Source organism: Clostridium sp. BSD2780061688st1 H5 (genome assembly GCF_005845155.1).
Classification (GTDB): domain Bacteria; phylum Bacillota; class Clostridia; order Lachnospirales; family Lachnospiraceae; genus Claveliimonas; species Claveliimonas intestinigallinarum.
Genome location: NZ_SPGT01000004.1, coordinates 1 through 18,440 on the forward strand (window position 1 = coordinate 1; position 18,440 = coordinate 18,440).

21 protein-coding genes are annotated in these 18,440 nt (G+C 53.6%); 10 read left to right on the plus strand and 11 right to left on the minus strand.

Annotated elements, in window-relative coordinates; all coding sequences use genetic code 11:
* Window positions 1-245 precede the first annotated feature (245 nt).
* From FGQ86_RS03600 to FGQ86_RS03625, 6 genes are all read left to right on the plus strand, one after another.
* On the plus strand, window positions 246-917 hold the full coding sequence (locus tag FGQ86_RS03600) for a response regulator transcription factor (protein ID WP_033124920.1): 672 nt from the start codon (window positions 246-248) through the stop codon (window positions 915-917).
* Between the two features lie 5 nt (window positions 918-922).
* Entirely contained in the window at window positions 923-1,861 is a 939-nt protein-coding gene (locus FGQ86_RS03605) for a HAMP domain-containing sensor histidine kinase (protein WP_052083892.1), read from the plus strand.
* 48 nt (window positions 1,862-1,909) lie between these two features.
* A complete protein-coding gene (locus FGQ86_RS03610) occupies window positions 1,910-2,605 on the plus strand; it encodes an ABC transporter ATP-binding protein (protein WP_052083890.1) in 696 nt (231 codons plus the stop codon).
* A gap of 9 nt (window positions 2,606-2,614) precedes the next feature.
* A complete protein-coding gene (locus FGQ86_RS03615) occupies window positions 2,615-4,996 on the plus strand; it encodes an ABC transporter permease (protein ID WP_138303041.1) in 2,382 nt (793 codons plus the stop codon).
* Between the two features lies 1 nt (window position 4,997).
* Window positions 4,998-5,699 carry an ABC transporter ATP-binding protein gene (locus FGQ86_RS03620; RefSeq protein WP_033124918.1) on the plus strand — a complete coding sequence of 234 codons (702 nt, stop codon included), beginning with the start codon at window positions 4,998-5,000 and terminating at the stop codon, window positions 5,697-5,699.
* 126 nt (window positions 5,700-5,825) lie between these two features.
* Window positions 5,826-6,353: an MATE family efflux transporter gene (locus FGQ86_RS03625; RefSeq protein WP_033124917.1), complete on the plus strand. Its 528-nt coding sequence runs from the start codon at window positions 5,826-5,828 to the stop codon at window positions 6,351-6,353.
* A 75-nt stretch (window positions 6,354-6,428) separates the two neighbouring features.
* On the opposite strand, the gene lexA is transcribed toward FGQ86_RS03625, so the two are convergent.
* Window positions 6,429-7,046, minus strand: a complete 618-nt coding sequence (gene lexA, locus FGQ86_RS03630) for a transcriptional repressor LexA (RefSeq protein ID WP_033124916.1) — start codon at window positions 7,044-7,046, stop codon at window positions 6,429-6,431.
* A gap of 255 nt (window positions 7,047-7,301) precedes the next feature.
* Between lexA and FGQ86_RS03635 the strand changes: the two genes are divergently transcribed.
* The 3 genes from FGQ86_RS03635 to FGQ86_RS03645 all read left to right on the plus strand — a co-directional run bounded on the left by FGQ86_RS03635 (window position 7,302) and on the right by FGQ86_RS03645 (window position 9,839).
* Window positions 7,302-7,664 carry a LysM peptidoglycan-binding domain-containing protein gene (locus FGQ86_RS03635; RefSeq protein WP_033124915.1) on the plus strand — a complete coding sequence of 121 codons (363 nt, stop codon included), beginning with the start codon at window positions 7,302-7,304 and terminating at the stop codon, window positions 7,662-7,664.
* 296 nt (window positions 7,665-7,960) lie between these two features.
* Complete coding sequence (locus tag FGQ86_RS03640; RefSeq protein WP_033124914.1) at window positions 7,961-9,022, plus strand: tyrosine-type recombinase/integrase; 1,062 nt, start codon at window positions 7,961-7,963, stop codon at window positions 9,020-9,022.
* An 82-nt stretch (window positions 9,023-9,104) separates the two neighbouring features.
* The gene (locus tag FGQ86_RS03645; RefSeq protein ID WP_033124913.1) at window positions 9,105-9,839 is read left to right on the plus strand and encodes an ATP-binding protein; all 735 of its coding nucleotides are present in this window, start codon (window positions 9,105-9,107) and stop codon (window positions 9,837-9,839) included.
* 135 nt (window positions 9,840-9,974) lie between these two features.
* On the opposite strand, the gene FGQ86_RS03650 is transcribed toward FGQ86_RS03645, so the two are convergent.
* The 8 genes from FGQ86_RS03650 to FGQ86_RS03685 form a co-directional block, all read right to left on the minus strand.
* The gene (locus FGQ86_RS03650) at window positions 9,975-10,619 is read right to left on the minus strand and encodes a cytidylate kinase-like family protein (RefSeq protein WP_033124912.1); all 645 of its coding nucleotides are present in this window, start codon (window positions 10,617-10,619) and stop codon (window positions 9,975-9,977) included.
* Between the two features lie 128 nt (window positions 10,620-10,747).
* Complete coding sequence (locus FGQ86_RS03655; protein WP_033124911.1) at window positions 10,748-11,668, minus strand: RluA family pseudouridine synthase; 921 nt, start codon at window positions 11,666-11,668, stop codon at window positions 10,748-10,750.
* The gene (gene lspA, locus FGQ86_RS03660; protein ID WP_243127152.1) at window positions 11,640-12,176 is read right to left on the minus strand and encodes a signal peptidase II; all 537 of its coding nucleotides are present in this window, start codon (window positions 12,174-12,176) and stop codon (window positions 11,640-11,642) included. The genes FGQ86_RS03655 and lspA overlap by 29 nt, the downstream gene beginning before the upstream one ends.
* 22 nt (window positions 12,177-12,198) lie before the next feature.
* The gene (locus FGQ86_RS03665; protein ID WP_347562473.1) at window positions 12,199-12,765 is read right to left on the minus strand and encodes a YlmH/Sll1252 family protein; all 567 of its coding nucleotides are present in this window, start codon (window positions 12,763-12,765) and stop codon (window positions 12,199-12,201) included.
* A 206-nt stretch (window positions 12,766-12,971) separates the two neighbouring features.
* Window positions 12,972-13,589 carry a cell division protein SepF gene (locus tag FGQ86_RS03670; RefSeq protein ID WP_033124909.1) on the minus strand — a complete coding sequence of 206 codons (618 nt, stop codon included), beginning with the start codon at window positions 13,587-13,589 and terminating at the stop codon, window positions 12,972-12,974.
* 30 nt (window positions 13,590-13,619) lie between these two features.
* Complete coding sequence (locus FGQ86_RS03675) at window positions 13,620-14,315, minus strand: YggS family pyridoxal phosphate-dependent enzyme (RefSeq protein ID WP_033124908.1); 696 nt, start codon at window positions 14,313-14,315, stop codon at window positions 13,620-13,622.
* 15 nt (window positions 14,316-14,330) lie between these two features.
* On the minus strand, window positions 14,331-15,722 hold the full coding sequence (locus tag FGQ86_RS03680) for an HlyD family efflux transporter periplasmic adaptor subunit (protein WP_052083887.1): 1,392 nt from the start codon (window positions 15,720-15,722) through the stop codon (window positions 14,331-14,333).
* A gap of 16 nt (window positions 15,723-15,738) precedes the next feature.
* Entirely contained in the window at window positions 15,739-16,683 is a 945-nt protein-coding gene (locus FGQ86_RS03685) for a TIGR01212 family radical SAM protein (RefSeq protein WP_033124907.1), read from the minus strand.
* Window positions 16,684-16,744: 61 nt separating this feature from the next.
* On the opposite strand from FGQ86_RS03685, the gene FGQ86_RS03690 reads away from it, so the two are divergent.
* Window positions 16,745-16,957 (plus strand): DUF378 domain-containing protein, encoded by a 213-nt coding sequence (locus FGQ86_RS03690; RefSeq protein ID WP_033124906.1) that lies wholly within the window; start codon window positions 16,745-16,747, stop codon window positions 16,955-16,957.
* Between the two features lie 104 nt (window positions 16,958-17,061).
* On the opposite strand, the gene FGQ86_RS03695 is transcribed toward FGQ86_RS03690, so the two are convergent.
* A complete protein-coding gene (locus tag FGQ86_RS03695) occupies window positions 17,062-18,057 on the minus strand; it encodes a D-alanyl-D-alanine carboxypeptidase (RefSeq protein ID WP_052083885.1) in 996 nt (331 codons plus the stop codon).
* Window positions 18,041-18,436, minus strand: coding sequence for a methylglyoxal synthase (locus FGQ86_RS03700; protein WP_033124905.1), 396 nt, complete (start codon window positions 18,434-18,436; stop codon window positions 18,041-18,043). The genes FGQ86_RS03695 and FGQ86_RS03700 overlap by 17 nt, the downstream gene beginning before the upstream one ends.
* Between the last annotated feature and the right edge of the window lie 4 nt (window positions 18,437-18,440).

Sequence of the window (18,440 nt, forward strand, 5' to 3'; positions counted from 1 at the left end):
TACCATGTGCAGGGAACGTACCGCTTAACTTTAGAGTTGATAAGTAGGGGATTTTTCTTGATAAAAACCGGAAGGATCATTGAAATGTTGATAACTACAATAGAAAAGCCCCGGGGTAAACCGGGGACTTTGTCTACAGTCTGAGGAGTCCCGCGAAAGCGGGACTCCTTTTCTGTTCTTGTAAAACGTTCCCAATGCCGATATACTGAATACAGAGACAAAAGGAGACGGGGAGGAGATACACAATGGCTGTCAGGATCGGTATCATTGAAGATGACCAGGCTCTGCGGGAGGGGCTGAAGCTGGCCTTTGAGCTGGATGGGTGGGAGGTCGTCTGCGCCGCCACTGCGAAAGAGGGGAGACGGCTCACAGAGGGAGGCGGCTGCGACCTTGTCATACTGGACTGTAATCTCCCGGACGGAAGCGGCTTTGAGATGCTGCGGGGACTGCGGGAAAGGAAAGCGCCTCCTGTGCTCATGCTGACCGCGAGGAGCGGAGAGATCGATGAGCTGCAGGCCCTGGAGCTTGGGGTGGAGGATTTCATGAGAAAGCCCTTCTCCCTTGCTGTTCTGAAGGCCCGCGCACGCAGGATCCTCCGCAGAAGGGAGACACCCTCCCTCCTGTCCTCCGGGGACATCACAGTAGATATGAGGAGCAAAGAGGTGCGCAAAGGAGGGGAGCTGCTTTCCCTGAGCGCCCTGGAGACGCGGCTTCTCATCCTTCTCATGGAGCACAGCGGACAGATACTCTCCAGGGAGCAGATCCTGGAATCCGTGTGGGACAGACAGGAAAAGTATGTGGATGAAAATACCCTGGCGGTCACAGTCCGCAGACTCCGCCTCAAAATAGAAGAGCACCCCTCATCCCCGCAAAGGATCCGAACCATCCACGGCATGGGGTACATATGGAAGGAGTGAGCGGTATGACAAGAGAACAGACACTGCTGGCTCTGTGCCTTCTGCTTCTGGCCGCAGCCCTGGCGACCCTTCTCGGAATGCTCCGCTTCCGGAGGCAGTACTTTCGTCTGTATCGGGAGGTTCAGCTCTGCCAGAGGGCACTTCTTGCGGACCAGCCCCTGCCGGAGGGCTCCTGTCAGGAGGGCGCGCCGTCCGCGGTCCGGGATGATTTTGCCCGCATTATGAAAAAATTCCGGCGGGAGAGACAGGAGGCGAGGGAGGACAGAGACGCGGTCAGGGAACTGACATCCAATCTCTCCCACCAGCTTAAAACCCCTCTTGCCAATATCCGCCTCTATCAGGAGCTGCTGAAATCCCCGGAGCTTCCGCCTGGCAGAAGGCAGTGTCTGGAGAACCGCCTGGAGGAGCAGACAGACCGGCTGGACCGGCTTCTTACTGCCCTCTTCAAAATGATGGATCTGGAGAGGGGCGCGGCTGCCCCGAGCCCTGCAAATATCCCTGTCCTTTCCGCTGTCAGGAGGGCGGTGGAGTCCGTCCTCCCAAGGGCGGATCAGAAGCATATCCGCATCCGGATGGAGCCTTTCCCGGATGCGCCACTCCTCCACGATCCCGCCTGGACAGAGGAGGTTTTTGCCAACATCCTGGAAAACGCTGTAAAATATGCGCCGGAGGGCTCTGACGTCACCCTGTCCATGGAGTGCTTCGAGACCTACGGGGCTGTCCGCGTCCAGGATAAGGGACCGGGTATTCCCAAGGAAGAGTACACAAAAATCTTCCAGAAATTCTACCGGGGCAGCTCCTCGTCCGGGAAGGAGGGCTGGGGCATCGGCCTCTATCTGGCCAGGCTCCTCGTGGAAAGGGAGCACGGGTATATCACCGTCTCCTCCGAGCCGGGGAAGGGCAGTACCTTTTCTGTATTTCTGCCGCTTATGACAGAGGTGTAAGAATTTTCTCCGCCGCCTGTAAGATATCTGTAAGGAGAGGCTGCTATAATGAGAGCCAGAAAGGATAAGAAAATGGAAGCGGTAAAGGTGACATGTTTGAAAAAAGCCTTTCCCGGGCCCCTCGGGCCGGAAGAGGTGCTAAAAGGAGTGTCTTTTTCGCTGGAAGAGGGGTCGTTTACCGCCCTGACCGGATGCTCGGGGTCCGGAAAGACTACCCTTCTCCATCTGCTTGCGGGCTATTTAAAGGCGGACAGCGGGACCATCTGTCTCCTTGGCAGACACCTCCAGGACATGTCTCCAAAGGAGGCCTCCATCTTCCGCCGAAGGCATGTCAGCATGGTTTTTCAGGAAGCGGCCCTCATTCCCTCCCTTACAGTGGAGGAGAATATCGTCCTTCCCCTTGTCATGGACACAGGGAGACTTCTGGACCAGGACCGGCTCACCGGGATCCTGGAGTCCTTTTCCCTGTCCGGGAAGCTGGGGAGATACCCGGCAGAGCTGTCCGGCGGCGAGAGGCAGCGGTGCGTCTTTGCCAGAGCCCTCTTTTCTGACGCGGAGCTGATCCTTGCGGACGAGCCTGCCGCCAGGCTGGACACGAGGCAGTCACTGGAGCTCATGGGTGCTCTGAAGGAGTGCGCCCACACCTGGCACAGCACCGTCCTTATGGCCACCCACAACCTGGATCTGGCTCAGATATGTGACAGAGAGCTGGAAATCAGGGATGGCGTCATCCATTTTCTTTAGGTGTGCGATATGAAGATCATATGGAAAGTTCTGACAAAAGAAATCCGGCAGAAGCCAGGACGGTTCCTCGTCCTCGCGGCGGGCATGACAATGGCCGTCTTCCTCATCACAGCCACGACCGTCTTCTCCACATCCTGTCTCCAGGCGATGATCCGGCAGGAGAAAAGAGAGAACGGCCCCTACGAGTCCATCTTTCACAATCTGACAGAAGAGCAGGCCTGCGCTCTTTCTGACAGCTCCTACATCCGGCAGGTCTGGATACTGGACAGGTGTCCTATAGAGAGCTCTGACCAGGGGCGCGTGTGCTGTGGCGTCTCCTTCAGGCATATTTCCCTTGCCATCTTCAAAAATTCCCAGAAGGTGGGAGAGGAGATTGGGATGGATCCCCTGCCGCTGGAGGAGCAGCCTGTCCTCTATGCCCGCACAAATCAAACGGTCACATCTGCCTATGATATCACCTTCAGCGATAAACTCCTGGGCTACTATGGTGTCAACGCCTCCGGAACGGCTGCCGGCTCCGCCTGGGCTATCCTCCTTCTGGACTTTGTCATCGCGCTTTTCGGCGCTGCTCTCCTGTACTACGTATCCCTCTCAGGCATGGAGGAAAAGCTGAAGATCACCGGACTTCTGGACGGCATCGGCATATCGGAAGGTCAGAGGCTGTGCTTTGCATTCGGAGAAAACCTGCTGGCCGGATGCGTGGCCATCCCTGCCGGCATCCTCCTTGGCATAGTAGCCCTGGCCCTCTCCATACGCTGGCTGGGGGAGAGGCTTTTCCCTGTAGAAGATATGGAAATCTCTGTAAATCCGCTGCTGCTTGTGGCGGTTCTTGCGGGGACGTTCCTGCTCGCTCTGTCCTCCGCACAGGGGCTCTATGACCGGCTCAGAAAGGAGTCTGTCCTCAACCTGATCTCCGGCTACGACGAGGAGGAGGAAATCAACCGGACTACGGTTCTCCTTGGGGCCAGGCGGCATTTCTTCAAAGCTGAGACGCTCCTTGCCGTCAAAAATGTCATCATGTACCATAAAAATTACTGTGTCTCCTCCGTCCTCCTTGTGATCGCGCTGTGCGTGCTCCTCAATAGGACCATGTATGTGGAGGGCCTGACCTCCCCTCCTGCCACAGCCGGCCAGTCGCTGCCCCCGGTGTCTCTCTGGGCCTCGGCAAAGGGCGGGGATGGAGCTGCCTTCCAGGAGGCCGCTGAAGCTCTGGAGGAGATAGAGTGCATTGATACGGTCGCCGTCGTAAAGGAAGCGGAAGAGTACTCTGCCCTTGAGGGGATGGACATATGGGGGATTGAGGACTATCTGTCAGAAATCCACGCTACGAACGCCCTCTTACGTATTCAGAGCTATGAAGAGTTTGGAGAGCCACTGGAAAATATGCTGAAGGACGGATGGCTGCGCAGAGTGGTCCGGGTCATCGGCGTAGACGACCGTACCTTCCGGCGTCTTCTGGGAGGAGAAGAGGCCGGGCCCAAGAACAGCTCTTTCCCAGAAAATGAGGGAGCTGTACTGGAAAGCAGCGACTGGAGCATGAAAGAGAACGATGGAAGAGGGTTTCCCCTGTTCATCCAGGGAGAGATAAGAGACATTCCGATCCTTCGCATGATCACCAAAGCAGAGCGTCCGGTCCTTTTTCCGGAGCAGCTCTCCAAGGCCGAGAGCCTGGAAGATACGCCCCTGTCCTTCACTGACGGCGACGTCATCCTGTACCTTCCCCTCCAGACCTTTGACGAACTGATGGCAGGTTATCAGGACACCTCCCTCTCCCTGGAGATCATCCTGTCCCGGGACAGAGGAGCAGGAAGAGACCTGACAGAGATCCTATATCCGGACAATGCGGCCGGCAGGATGAAGGAGGACAGCCGGCTCATCAGCAGTATCAGGCGGCATCTGGAGGGGACAGAATTGGAAGACCTTGCCTTTTACAGCTTTGCCGAAGAGTACCAGGAGTCCTTTTTCGTCGGAGGGAAGGGCGCTCACGTCCTCCTCGTCGCTGCCCTGGTGAGCACAGTCTGGATCGCCGCCATTCTGATCACCCTGCTAAGAGATGCAGCCTGCATCCGGAGGAGAAAGAAGGAATTTGCCCTCCTTCAGTCCATCGGCATGCCCACAGGTCGCATCGTCAAAATGATCTTCCTGGAGCATCTCACCTTAGCCCTCGCGGGGATACTGGTTGGCATCCCCCTGAGCGTCTTTATTCTTTCCGCGGGACTGTACCGGGATGGTGGCGCGCCCCAGATGCGCTTCCCCCTGGATGTGCCGGTACGGCTTGTGGGCCTGCAGCTCATCCTGACGGCGTGCGTTGTGCTGGTTCCCTTCCTGTATACGGTGAGAGAGCTGAGAAGAATGGATATGATCGATGTCATACGGAAGGAGGAAGCGTAATATGGATAAAAGCTGGAGTATCGAAGCGGAACAGATCCGGAAGACCTATGGGAGCGGGGACACAGCCGTCCGCGCGCTGAGGGAAACGTCTCTCCGGATCAAAAGGGGACAGTTCACCGCCATCCTGGGCCCCTCAGGCTGCGGGAAATCCACCCTTCTCCATGTGCTGGGCGGCATCGATGAGCCTGACAGCGGGAGAGTGTGGGTGGACGGCAGGGAGCTCTACCGCATGAAAAAAGGGGAGCGGTCGATCTTCCGCAGGCGGCAGATCGGCATGGTCTATCAGTCCATCTACCTTCTCCCCAGCCTGAACGTAGAGGAGAACATAGCTCTGCCTCTTCTCCTGGATGGAAAACCGCTCTCTGCCCAGCGGCTGCAGGAGCTTCTCGCCGTCACCGGACTCACAAAAAAGAGGGAGGCTCTTCCCTGCCATCTCTCTGGAGGACAGCAGCAGAGAACGGCCATTGCGAGGGCTGCGGCCCCTTCCCCGGCAGTCATCCTGGCAGATGAGCCCACCGGAAATCTGGACAGCAGAAACCGGGACGCCATCATGGGGCTCTTCCGGCGGCTGAACACCAGGCAGCATACCACCATTATCATGGTGACCCACGACGAGGCGCTGGCAAAGCAGTGCGACCGGGTTCTGTACATGGAGGACGGGAGAATACTGCGGGACACGCTGCTCAGAAAGGAAGAAAAATAAGATCCCGGGTGAATTTTGAATTGAACAGCGGATCATACAACAGGAAACCATGGAGTTACAGCTGTGACTTCATGGTTTCGCTTTTAGAATAGCTTTCAGCTATCGAAAGATATAATATATAAATAAATGTGCGGCTGTGGGCCTGCCTGTGCTGGGTACAAGCGGAACGTGCCGGGCTACGGCCTTCGCACAGCTGCGTCCACGCTGCTGGGCTCTGCCTGCGGGGAGCAGGATACGGATAAAATGCGGCGGACTGCCTGGATCAGCGTGCTGGTCACTGTCTGCATGATGTGCGTGAGCGGACTGATCCTCTATATCGGCTCCGTGCCTCTGATGCGGCTTTTCTCACCCAGCGCTGCGGTGGTGACTCTGGGAGCAGAGATGCTGCGGTTAGTGGCCCTGTCAGAGCCCTTTTTCGGTCTGATGGTCGTGCTGGAGGGGATCTTCTACGGGATGGGGCGCACGCGGTACCCGTTTCTGGTGGAGACCATTGGCATGTGGGGGATACGGATTTTTCTGACCTTCCTGTGCGTAAATGTCTGGGGGCTGGTCCTTCGGGCAGTGTGGTGCTGCATGATCGCCGACAATGTGGGCAAGGCGCTGATGCTTGCGGCCCCGTTTCTGCGGCGCTATCTTCACCAGTCAGGGAAATAAAGTCAGAAAGAAAAGCAGGGAGCGAAGCCAATGACAACAGACTTCGCTCCCTGCTTTATAGGAAATAAAGAAAAATCATCTGAAAAACCGGAACACGCCGATCACCTTTCCTAAAATCTGAACGTCGGTCACGATAATGGGATCCATGAAATCGTTCTCCGGCTGCAGGCGGATGACACCTTCCTCCCTGTAGAACGTCTTGACTGTCGCCCCGTCCTCAATCAGAGCGACAACCATATCCCCGTTGGACGCCGTATGGCACTCCTCGACCAGCACATAGTCGCCGTCTAGAATTCCGGCGTTGATCATGCTTTCTCCCTTGACAGTCAGCATGAAGGTATGATTGTTTGGCAGCATCTCCACCGGAATGGGGAAGTAGTTCTCAATGTTTTCCTGGGCCAGGATCGGCTCTCCGGCCGCCACTCGTCCTAGGAGGGGCACATTGGTCACCTCCCGTCTGGTGAGATTGAAGGTGTCATCCAAAATCTCAATGGCCCTCGGCTTGGTGGGGTCTCTTCTGATATATCCGTTCTTTTCCAGTGTCTCCAGATGGGCGTGGACAGAGGAGGTGGACTTCAGATGAACCGCCTCACATATATCCCGGACAGAGGGCGGAAATCCCCGCGTCAGGATCTGATCCTTGATAAACTCTAATATTTCTTTCTGCTTTGGGCTGATCTTTCCCTGCGACATGTAGCTTTCCCCCTTGTAATATGTACAATCAAAAATTAACTAATAACATTCTAACATATGCCCATGTAAAAGGCAAACAAATGTTTAGAAAATATGTTCGATTTTTTCACTTCAGACTATTGACAAACAAATGTTCGCATACTATAATCAGAAGCATAGAAAGAACGTTCGTTCGATAGAAGAAAATCATGATTTTTATATGAAGCACAGCAACGAGGGATGTATTTTATCCAGTTAAGAAGAGGGGAATATGAGATGAACGCACACAGATTACATGCAGCAAGCAAGAGAAGAAGAGAAGTATACAGGGAAAAGTTTATTCTGGTCACTGCGGCCGTTCTCATCGCAGTCCTCTGCAGTATATTCGCAGTCAGAGGCATGCGCTTTGTACAGGCGAAGGACAGCTCTGACGCAGAAAGCGCCTACAGGTACTACAAGAGCATTGAGCTTAAGGCCGGCGACACACTGTGGGACATTGCCGAGACATACGCCGATGCGTGCAGTCTCTCTGTGCCGGAGTATGTACAGGAACTGAAGGCGATCAATGGTCTCAGGGGCGATCTGATCCATGAAGATCAGCATCTCACCATTGTATACTGTGACAATGCGTACAGATAATATAATATAGCTAAAATATAGATTATACATTCCAATCGATATATAGGCTTTCTAAAGCTTTATATATAATTATACACTCACCCAGGGACGGTATCTCAGAGGCGCTTCCTTCCATACCGAAAGGAGAAGCAGACGGATACCGTCTATTTATATATTATATATACTGTAATATACCAAAACAGATCTATACGTAAAATACCGATTTTTCCAAAAGATGTGGACAAAATCCGGTGTTTCCAGTATAATTTCCATGTGGGATTATAAATGTTATTTCAAGCAAAGGGGTCAATACAATTATGAAGGATACAAAGAGCTATCATGAGCAGACGGTGATCGACTACACGCTGCGCCTCAGGGAAATACTGAAAACCCTGCCTCCGTTTGCAAAGGATTTCTTCCGGGCCATCGAGCCTCATTCATCCATCCGCACACGGATGAACTATGCGTATGATATCCGTGTCTTTTTTCATTTTCTGATGGAAAACAATCCAGTCTACAAAAATTACACAATAGATCAGTTCAAGGTCTCTGACCTGGAAAAGCTGGAGCCGGTGGATATTGAGGAATATATGGAATATCTGAAGGTATACAGGCGTGACGATGATGAACTGATGACCAACGGGGAAAAAGGGCTTGCAAGGAAGATGTCCGCCCTGCGGAGCTTTTACGCCTATTACCACAAGCACCAATATATCAGCAGTAACCCGACACTGCTTGTAGACATGCCAAAGCAGCATGAAAAGGCCATCATCCGCCTGGATCCTGACGAGGTTGCTCTCCTGCTTGATTATGTCGAGTCATGCGGAAGCCGACTGACCGGACAGGCAAAGGTATACTACGAAAAGACAAGGGAAAGAGATCTGGCGATCCTGACTCTCCTTCTGGGAACCGGCATCCGTGTCTCCGAGTGTGTGGGCCTTGACCTGCAGGATGTGGACTTCAAAAATGACGGCATCACTATCACCAGAAAGGGAGGCAACCAGATGGTTGTCTACTTCGGATCCGAGGTAGAAAAGGCTCTCAGAATTTACATGGAGGGGAGCCGCAAGGCTGCCACTCCTCTCCCCGGCCACGAGAACGCCCTCTTCCTCTCCACTCAGAGGCGACGCATGGGTGTTCAGGCTGTGGAGAACATGGTGAAGAAATATGCACGCCAGGTAACGCCGAACAAAAAGATCACGCCCCACAAGTTGCGCAGCACCTACGGCACCTCTCTCTATAAGGAGACCGGGGACATCTATCTGGTGGCCGATGTGTTGGGGCACAAGGACGTGAACACGACAAAGAAACACTATGCGGCCATTGATGAGAACAGACGCCGCCAGGCGGCCTCCGCGGTTCACCTGCGGGAAAAATAATCAGTATTCATAATTTTTTTACGGAAACCCTGTGCGGATTATTCGAAAAAATTCAGAGATAAGAAAGGAATTACTTACCATTATGAAATTACAGCAGCTTTTGAGCTACACGAGAAAGGCAGTAGACGAATATCAGATGATCAACGAGGGAGATCACATTGCCGTGGGCATCTCCGGCGGGAAGGACAGCCTCACCCTTCTCTACGCTCTCCACGGCCTTAAGAGGTTCTATCCCAACCATTTTGAGCTCAGCGCCGTCACCGTAGACCTGGGCTATGAGAAATGCGATTTCACACCGGTAAAGGAGCTCTGTCAGGAGCTGGATGTTCCCTACCGCATTGTGAAGACCGACATTGCCCACATTCTTTTCGAGGAACGCAAGGAGAGCAATCCCTGTTCCCTGTGCGCCAAGATGCGGAAGGGAGCCCTCAACCAGGCCGTAAAGGAAATGGGCTGCAACAAGGTGGCCTACGCTCACCACAGGGATGACATCATTGAGACCATGCTCCTCTCACTGATCTTCGAGGGACGCTTCTACTCCTTCTCCCCCCGGACCTACCTGGACCGGATGGATCTGACAGTGATCCGCCCCATCATGTTCGTGGACGAGGCGGATGTGATCGGCTTTAAAAATAAATATAATCTGCCAGTGGTGAAGAGCCGCTGTCCCATCGACGGATACACGAAGCGCCAGTATGCCAAGGAGCTGGTGCGCCAGCTGAACCAGGAGCATCCCGGCGCAAAGCAGAGAATGTTCACAGCCATCCTGAACGGGAATATCAAGGGCTGGCCGGAGCGCGTCATCCACACGCGTTAGCCTCCGGAATAGCTGTGTATGGAAAACGGGATGCGCAAAAAACTCTATGGGAAGGGGATTGCTCCTCTCCACATAGAGTTTTTTTTCAATGAATATTCTTTACTTGATAGCCCGCTGTTTTTCAGCCCAAGGCTCCTACAGCTTCTTCTCCCGGTCGCTCTCCTTGATGGCCACGAGCTGCTTGATAGCCTCCGCCGTTCCCTCAATGCCGAGCACAGAGCTGTCCAGACATACATCATAGCTCTCTGCGTCCGACCACTTTTTGTTCGTATAGTAATTGTAGTAGCTGGAGCGCTGCTTGTCTGTCTTCTGGATCATCTCTTTTGCCTTGGCGTCTGTCAGATTGTAAATCCTGGCGATCCTGCGGATCCTTGCCTCCATCTTCGCGTGTATGAACACGGTCAGCACATTGTCAAACTCCTCCAGGGCATAGTCCGCGCAGCGGCCTACCAGAATACAGGGGCCCTCACTGGCAATCTTCTTGATGGCGTCAAACTGTGCCAGAAAGACCTTGTGGTTGATCGGCATATCCGTATAGCTTCCTGAAGAATATCCAAGGGAATATGTGTCCATGACAAGGGAATACAGAAAGCTGTTGGTGGGCTTCTCGTCGTGGGCCTCGAACAGCTCCTCGCAGATGCCGCTCTCCTTTGCCGCCCGGTTCAGCATCTCCTTGTCATACAGCTTGATGCCGAAATCATCAGCGATCTTATATCCGATCTCACGGCCCGCGCTTCCAAATTCTCTTCCTATGGTAATAATCGTACTTGTCTTTTCCATACTACCCACACTCCTTCTTGTTGATCCTGTCAATACATACTCTGAAATAAGTATTAATGTATGGATGCTTTTTTATTTATTAAGCATTATACAACAATTTAGTGAAAATGTATAGAATTATATGAAAATTATTGTCTATTTTTTCTAAGTCGATCTAATAATTGGACAAAATACGCCGGGAGAGGAGCCTCCACCTCCAGGTACTCGCCTGTGCGGGGATGGACGATGCCAAGCGTCCGGGCGTGCAGTGTCTGGCCCTGGAGCCCCTTGAAGGGACATTTGGCCGGGCCGTAGACCGCGTCTCCCAGCAGGGGATGCCCGATGGAGGCCATGTGGACACGGATCTGGTGGGTCCGTCCTGTCTCCAGCTGGCACTGGATGTAGGTATAATCCCCGAAGCGCTCCAGGACTCTGTAGTGGGTCACAGCTCTCCTTGCGTTCTTCGCCCTTGTGCTCATCTTTTTCCGGTCCGTAGGATGTCTGCCGATGGGGGCGTCCACCATCCCCTCCTCCTCCTTTATATTGCCGTGGACAATGGCCTCGTAGATCCGCCGGATGGAGTGGTCCTTCAGCTGTGCGGACAGGCTCTGATGGGCGCTGTCGTTCTTGCACACTACCAGGGAGCCGGTTGTGTCCATGTCGATCCGGTGGACGATGCCCGGCCGGACTACGCCGTTGATGCCCGACAGGTTATCGCCGCAGTGGAACATGAGGGCATTGACCAGAGTGCCGCTGTAGTGTCCGGGAGCCGGGTGGACTACCATGCCCTTCGGCTTGTTCACGATGATAATGTCCTCATCCTCGTACAGAATGTCCAGCGGAAGGTCCTCAGCGGCGATTTCCGGCTCTTTCAGCTCGGGAACAGTTACTTTTATGCTGTCATCAAAACAAAGCCTGTAATTTGCTTTTACAGGCTTTCCATTGACTTCTATGAGATTGTCTTTGATCAGCTTCTGGATGTGGGAGCGGGACAGCTCCGGCATCTCCAGCGAGAGATACTTGTCGATCCTCTCCCCCTCATCATTTTCGACTGTGAAAAATGTATTCAAGATCCTCCTCCTTATAGTACAGCAGCAGAAGCACTGCCAGAAGTACGGCGGACAGAGTCACGAATATATCCGCCACATTAAAGACCGGGAAATCGATCAGCTCAAAATAAAAGAAGTCCACCACGTATCCGAGCCGCACCCGATCGATCAGATTGCCCAGCGCCCCGGAGACGATGAACACCGCGCAGACCCGCAGAGGAACAAATTTCCTTCCCGCCGGAATGCGCGTGTAGACAAGGAGTACGGCCACAAGTATGACCGCTGTGATGATGTAGAAAAACCACTGCTGGCCCTGCAGCACGCCAAAGGCAGCTCCCCGGTTCTCCAGATAGGTCAGCCGGAAGACGCCGGGGATCAGATCTGTTCCGCCGGTTCCCCGCAGGTGCAGGACAGCCATATGCTTGCTCCACTGATCCAGGATCACCCCGGCCGCGATGATGAGGAGAGCCGCTATATAATTTCCCGCTGTTTTTTTATATGCTGTTGTCTTTTCAGGCATTGTTGCCATTTCTCCGCAAGCCTCCGCTTTTCTAAATATATTTTCCAACCTGGATATACTGGCGCCCCTTCTTTGTCTCCGAGAGGATGCCCTGGTACACCAGCTTGCCCATGCCCCTGACAGAGATAATGTCCTCCTCCTTCAGGCGGTATCCGTTGGAGGTGATCAGCTTTCCGTTGACAAACACCTTGCCGCCCTCAATGAGACCTGTGAGCCGGCTCCTGGACATGGGGAAGGCAACGGACAGCACTGTGTCCAGCCGCACCGATGCAACCGTCCCCTTGATCGTCTCCAGGCGGGGCGCAAAGGAGAAGGCGGTCTCGTCTATCTTTTCCGTCCTCACTACGGTGTGGCGTATCCTGGTGAGCTGATCGCAGATAAAATCCGCCATAGCATCCGTCACAAAGACGTGGCAGACGCTGTCCTCCACAAGCAGATCCCCCAGGCAGCTTCTCTCGATCCCCAGGTTCAGGATCCCGCCCAGGAAATCCCTGTGAGAGAGATCCTCGGCAAATTTCCGGTTGGCCGGGCTGATCCTGAGCACAGATATGGGGTAACGATAGTCATAATAAAGAGCATCAGGCAGAAAAGCAACCATCTGACGCTCCGCAGGCTCATAACCCCCATACGTCTCATACCTGGAAGGAAAGAGATCTCTGGGGGTTGTGTGCAGTATATTCAGTTCATTCAAATTCAGAAAATCTGAAAAAGTGACTATATCCCTTTTGTATGAAAGATTAGACAGTTCGATCAGACGCTTCTGAAGCATCAGTTCCTCTTTGTTCATGTCCCGTCAGACGTCCTCTAAAATCTTGTGCGCATGGATGACGCGTCAAAGGAGGTTCCCAGCAGATCCTGCAGGTCTCCGGAAATATCTACATTTGTCGGCGTCACAAGGAATATGTAATTGGAAATTTTCTGCAGATTACCGTTGATGGCAAAGGTCGCGCCGGAAGTAAAGTCGATAATCCTCTGTGCCACCTCCAGATCCAGTCCCTCCAGGTTCAGGATCACGGTGCGGCCGCTCAGGAGCGTCTCTGTGATTTCTCTCGCGTCCTCGACAGAGGATGGCTTGATTACGCAGACCTCCATATTGGGAGCCTGTCTTCTGGAAGAAGGCTGGCGCATAGGTGTGACCTTGCTGCTTCCGCCTGACTGATGGGAGGAGTGGGAGCTTCTTGAAGAAGACTGCCTTGCAGGTCTCTCCTCGTAATCATCATCATAGTCATCGTAATCGTCGTCGCGGTCACGGCTGTTATCTTTTCCTTTATTGAACTTGGAGAGAAGCCCGCCCTTCTTTGACGATCTGTCCTCGTAGTCGTCATCCTCGTAGTCATCGTCATCGAAGAAATCATCGTTCTCGTAATCGTCATCGTCATCGCTCAATTTCATAATGTCAAGAAACTTATCTAATACTCCCATTTTTCAAATTCTCCTATCTTACGTTTATCTTTAACTCAGAGCATAATTGCGCGCGCCAAACAGGCCTGTCCCGACCCGCACCATCGTCGCGCCCTCTTCGACCGCCACCTCATAATCATTGGTCATGCCCATCGAGAGAATACTCATAGTAACATTATCAACTTTTTTTGCCCCTATGTCAACAGATAAGTTGCGCAAACAGCGAAAATATGGACGATTTTCTTCCGGATTTTCCACAAAAGGAGCTATTGTCATCAATCCGCACACTTTTATGTGGGAAAATTTGGCGATTTCATCCACCACCTGCTCCACTTCATTCACCTTCAGACCGAACTTGCTCTCCTCCTCGGCCACATTGACCTCCAACAGAATGTTAGCTGTCAGTCCATGCTTGGCTGCCTCCTTCTCTATGGTCTCGGCGAGGCGCACAGAGTCCACGGAGTGGATCAGATCCACCTTGTCTATGATGTACTTGACCTTGTTTCGCTGAAGATGTCCGATCATATGCCAGTGGATGTCCTTTGGAAGGGCTTCGTATTTCTCCACGATCTCCTGCACCTTATTCTCACCGAAAACTCTTGTGCCGAAATCGTAGGCCTCCCGCAGCATCTCCACAGGCTTTGTCTTGCTCACGGCGATCAGGGTCACCTCCTTCGGATCCCGCCCTGCCCGCTCACAGGCCTTTCGGATGTTCTCTTCCACCTGTCTGAAATTTTCCTGCAGCATTACCGCATCACTCCTTTAAAATATGATCTCGTTCTCATGAATGTCGCTGCCGTCCAGCGCTATATGGTCGTAGTTGGTCAGTCCGTAGTCGTTTCCGGACTGCACGATATAGTATTCTTCGTTCTCACACAGGATCTCCACCTGGGTGAATTCCGCATACCCTTTGTTTATGTTGAAGACTCCCCGCAGCGTCCCCTTCTCGCTGAGAGTACAGGTCTCGCTGGAGTCCGGCTTCACAAGAACCGTCCCCGCCTTAAAGGCGTCCTCATCCAGATAGACCATTCCCGTCTCATTGTCCCGGTAGTAGACCTCCGCCCTCTCAAATGTGGTGGTATTCTCGTCCGTCTGCACGAGCACGCCATCCTGGCTTGTGTCCCCGCCCTGAGTGATGTAGTCCTGGGGAACCGTGTAAAATTCCTTCTCCACCACAGAGGATTTGGGGATCTTCAGCCCCGACTCGTCCTCCAGCACAAGCTGAATATCCAGGAACCTCTCGCCCACATACCGCACCATGGACTCATTGAAGGTGATGAAGCCAAGATTGACATCCTTGTCCTCTGTATTGTAGATGGAAAGGCTGCCCCTGGCGGTCTCGTTGTCCTTGGAAAAGCGCACCTGCACGGTGGATGTATCGGCAAGCTCCTGGGCCATGTCCTCGTTCAGGATGATGACCACGGACCACTCCTCCTCTGTCACCAGCTTGTACGCCGCGTCCCCCGCCTTCACCTTTGCGTTGTCTGTCAGCTCCGTGCTCTTGTAATTCGCTCTGGACAGCATATCCGCCGTCACCTGATCCGCCGTGAGTCCCTCGTATCCGTCCACAGAGTAGACGATGACGCCGTCATCAGCCGCCTGGTAGGCGGTGACGCCTTCCGCTCCGCCCTGGATCAGGGCCGCTAGCTGGGACTGTTTGCTCTGGGAGGAGCTGCTGGTGAGAATATTCTCCACTGTATCCTTGAAGGTGTAGACCTCCTCAAACCGGTTGTCCTGAAAATTCCCGCTGAAGCTCTGGGTCTGCTGGAGGATCATCTGCTGCTCCTCCGACGAGACAGCCTGCTCCTCCTGGGCGTCCGCCTGCCCGGAGGAGGAAAAGTCCAGCTTCTCCGGAGAAATGCTGTACACATTTGTCTTTTTCCCCACCTTGCTCCCCTCCGGGACAAAGTAGTTGATATAGCCCTCCGTCTCCGCGTTCACCACCGTCTCATGGCGCAGGACAAGGCCGGTGTAGGCGTTGTCCCTGAAGATGGATCCCTCTCGGACCTCATAGGCTGTGATGTGCTTCGCCGTGGCGTAGGTGAGGACTGTCACGATCAGATAGACGAGGATAACTCCAAAAATTACAATCCCTATATTAAAATTCCATTTTTTCCGGTAAACCTGAATATTTCCCTGTGCTTTTCCAGACAAACTGTTGCCTCCTGTGTCATTTCCTTAATGCCGATCCGCCGAGATAGTGAAAATATTTCCCCTGCCAGGCGTCCCTCTCCCTCATCCTCTTCTCTGCCTCGTCCCGCAGCTTCCACCAGCTGGTTCCCCAGTTGCAGAAGACAGCCTCCTCCCTGGGGATGCGTCCGAAGAGCCGCTCCACGGCGATATCCGGGCTGAGATAGGACAGGAAAGCGATGAGGCGATCCATATACTCCTCTTTAGAACATACGGATATTGTACCATTTTCGTAGGCTTCGCACAACACCGTGTTTTTGGGGATGTAGAGGGAATGGATCTTGACTGTGTCTACCTGGAGGGCCGACAGCACCCTGGCTGTCTCCACTGCGTCCTCCAGCTCGTCTCCCGGATAATTCAGGATCACGTGGGCACAGATCTGAAAGCCATAGTTCCGTATCTGCAGCACCGCGTCTATGAACTCCGCCAGACCGTGTCCCCGGTTCATCCTCTTAAGGGTGCGGTAATTGACCGTCTGCAGTCCCAGCTCCAGGCAGATTTCTGTCCCCCGCCTTCTTCGCAGATCGCCCAGCACCTCCAGATAGGAAGGGGACACACAGTCCGGCCTTGTGGATATGTCGATCTCCACAATATCTCTCTCCCCTGCCGCCTCCTCCGTATAGGCCCTGAAATCCTCCAGAGGAAGATAGGTGTTGGTATAGTTCTGGAAGTAGGCGATAAACTTATGGGCCTTGTATCTTCGCTCGATCTTCTCCCGCGTCCTCCTAAGCTGCTCTCCCACTGTCAGATCCGGAGAGAGGGCCTCAAATCCGGTGCCGGACGCCGCGCAGAAGGTACAGCCCCCATGGCCGTCCACGCGGTTAGGGCAGGTGACAGGAAGGTTGACAGGCAGCTTGTACACCTTTTCGCCATATATTTTTTTCAAATATTCAGAATAGGGAAAGTATAATTTTTTCTCTGGCATGAATTTCAAAAATCCTTTCAGGGCATACTAGCACTATCTGATGAATAAAGGAGGGACTTTCATGAAATGGCTTGACAATATTTCACTGGCACTCGTTATCATCGGTGCTGTCAACTGGCTTCTGGTAGGTATTTTCCGCTTTGATCTTGTCGCCTTTCTCTTCGGAAATCTGACATGGCTTTCAAGGATCGTCTATACCCTGGTTGGGCTCTGCGGTCTGTACGCCATCAGTTTTTTCGGAAGGATCAGAAACGCGTCCGACTCAGGAGTCTGATAGATCAAATGCACGGCTGCGGCCGCATTTACACAAGGCAGGAGGGGTATCCTGGTATACCATACCGGATGCCCCTCCTTATTATGCGCACAGGCGCTTTCTTTTTATTCTGACGAGCCGCTGTCCGCTCCTCCCAGGGTGGGAATCTGATCGATCATAGCCGTCATGTCCTCATAGAGGAGAGGCTTGTCCTCCGCTCCCATGACGATGGAGATATAGTAGTCCCCGTCCGGCGCCTGATCCAGAAGGACAAGGCAGTTTCCGGCCTCCCCTGTGTAGCCGGTCTTTCCGCCGATGACCGTAGCGCCCGTGGGAAGAGCAGCCTCACCTCTTGCGTAGAAGTTGGTGGGCTCCCAGGTGACGGACCGCACGGTGCCGTCAGCGCCGGTGATCTGCGCAGTGTAGGAGTCTGCGCTGATAATGTCCACAAACTCTTCGTACTTGATGCTCTCATTGAAGATGAGGTACAGATCATAGGCTGTGGTGTAGTGGTTCTCATCGTGAAGACCGTTGGGCGTCACAAAATGAGTCCCAGTGGCCATCAGGCTCTGGGCCTCCTCGTTGACCATCTCCATGAACTCTTCCTCCGTGCCCGCCACATACTCTGCAATGGCCACAGCGCTGTCATTTCCGGAGGGGAGCATCAGCCCGTACAGAAGATCCCGCATGGTGAGCTGATCCCCGGTCTGCAGTCCGGCAACAGAGGCGTCCCAGGAAAAGCTGGAGGCCGCGCCTGCGCTGCCGACTGTGACGATATCGTCCAGGTTGCTGTTCTTGATGGCCACCAGCGCCGTCAGTATCTTTGTAGTGCTGGCCGGATAGAGCCTGGTAAACAGATCCTGGCCGTAGATCACTTCCCCGTCGGTGACATTAAAAAGCCCCTCCGCGTGGAGAGAGCTGTCGCCCTCAAAGCCATCCAGGGAGACATCCCCGCCGGCGACGCACAGATCCTCGGCAAAGAGCTCGGCCTGGTACATATTTTTGTTGTAGTTTTCCTTCTCGTAGGACAGGACCGCGTCGCTTGCGCCGCACCCTGTCAGACCCAGCAGGACGCCGGAAAGCCCTCCTGCCAGTATGAGTTTCTTACCTGTACATTTCACGCCAATCCAAATCTCCTCTGTCAATTGCAAGAACTATAATCTCGGCCGTGGCGAGATTAGTCGCCATGGGGATATTGTGCATATCACACAGCCGGATCACGTCGTTAACCTCAGGCTCGTGAGGCTTGGGACTCTGCGGATCCCGGAGAAAAATGAGAGCGTCAATGTCGTTCTGCGCGATCTGCGCTCCCAGCTGCTGTTTTCCACCAAGCGGTCCTGCCAGGTATTTATGGACCGAAAGGTTGGTTACCTCCTCGATGAGACGGCCCGTGGTCCCGGTGGCGAACAGATTGTGTTTGCTCAAAATCCCCCGGTAGGCGATGCAGAAGTTCTGCATCAGAGTCTTCTTGGAGTCGTGTGCGATCAGGCCAATATTCATACAA

What these genes read in the sequence shown, in the direction of transcription:
- FGQ86_RS03645 (WP_033124913.1), top strand. Translation starts at nt 9,105, where the DNA reads ATGAAATTACAGCAGCTTTTGAGCTACACGAGAAAGGCAGTAGACGAA.
- FGQ86_RS03690 (WP_033124906.1), top strand. Translation starts at nt 16,745, where the DNA reads ATGAAATGGCTTGACAATATTTCACTGGCACTCGTTATCATCGGTGCT.
- FGQ86_RS03625 (WP_033124917.1), top strand. Translation starts at nt 5,826, where the DNA reads ATGTGCGGCTGTGGGCCTGCCTGTGCTGGGTACAAGCGGAACGTGCCG.
- FGQ86_RS03650 (WP_033124912.1), bottom strand. Translation starts at nt 10,619, where the DNA reads ATGGAAAAGACAAGTACGATTATTACCATAGGAAGAGAATTTGGAAGC.
- FGQ86_RS03610 (WP_052083890.1), top strand. Translation starts at nt 1,910, where the DNA reads ATGAGAGCCAGAAAGGATAAGAAAATGGAAGCGGTAAAGGTGACATGT.
- FGQ86_RS03620 (WP_033124918.1), top strand. Translation starts at nt 4,998, where the DNA reads ATGGATAAAAGCTGGAGTATCGAAGCGGAACAGATCCGGAAGACCTAT.
- lexA (WP_033124916.1), bottom strand. Translation starts at nt 7,046, where the DNA reads ATGTCGCAGGGAAAGATCAGCCCAAAGCAGAAAGAAATATTAGAGTTT.
- FGQ86_RS03670 (WP_033124909.1), bottom strand. Translation starts at nt 13,589, where the DNA reads ATGGGAGTATTAGATAAGTTTCTTGACATTATGAAATTGAGCGATGAC.
- FGQ86_RS03600 (WP_033124920.1), top strand. Translation starts at nt 246, where the DNA reads ATGGCTGTCAGGATCGGTATCATTGAAGATGACCAGGCTCTGCGGGAG.
- FGQ86_RS03640 (WP_033124914.1), top strand. Translation starts at nt 7,961, where the DNA reads ATGAAGGATACAAAGAGCTATCATGAGCAGACGGTGATCGACTACACG.
- FGQ86_RS03675 (WP_033124908.1), bottom strand. Translation starts at nt 14,315, where the DNA reads ATGCTGCAGGAAAATTTCAGACAGGTGGAAGAGAACATCCGAAAGGCC.
- FGQ86_RS03605 (WP_052083892.1), top strand. Translation starts at nt 923, where the DNA reads ATGACAAGAGAACAGACACTGCTGGCTCTGTGCCTTCTGCTTCTGGCC.
- FGQ86_RS03700 (WP_033124905.1), bottom strand. Translation starts at nt 18,436, where the DNA reads ATGAATATTGGCCTGATCGCACACGACTCCAAGAAGACTCTGATGCAG.
- lspA (WP_243127152.1), bottom strand. Translation starts at nt 12,176, where the DNA reads ATGGCAACAATGCCTGAAAAGACAACAGCATATAAAAAAACAGCGGGA.
- FGQ86_RS03665 (WP_347562473.1), bottom strand. Translation starts at nt 12,765, where the DNA reads ATGGTTGCTTTTCTGCCTGATGCTCTTTATTATGACTATCGTTACCCC.
- FGQ86_RS03635 (WP_033124915.1), top strand. Translation starts at nt 7,302, where the DNA reads ATGAACGCACACAGATTACATGCAGCAAGCAAGAGAAGAAGAGAAGTA.
- FGQ86_RS03685 (WP_033124907.1), bottom strand. Translation starts at nt 16,683, where the DNA reads ATGCCAGAGAAAAAATTATACTTTCCCTATTCTGAATATTTGAAAAAA.
- FGQ86_RS03615 (WP_138303041.1), top strand. Translation starts at nt 2,615, where the DNA reads ATGAAGATCATATGGAAAGTTCTGACAAAAGAAATCCGGCAGAAGCCA.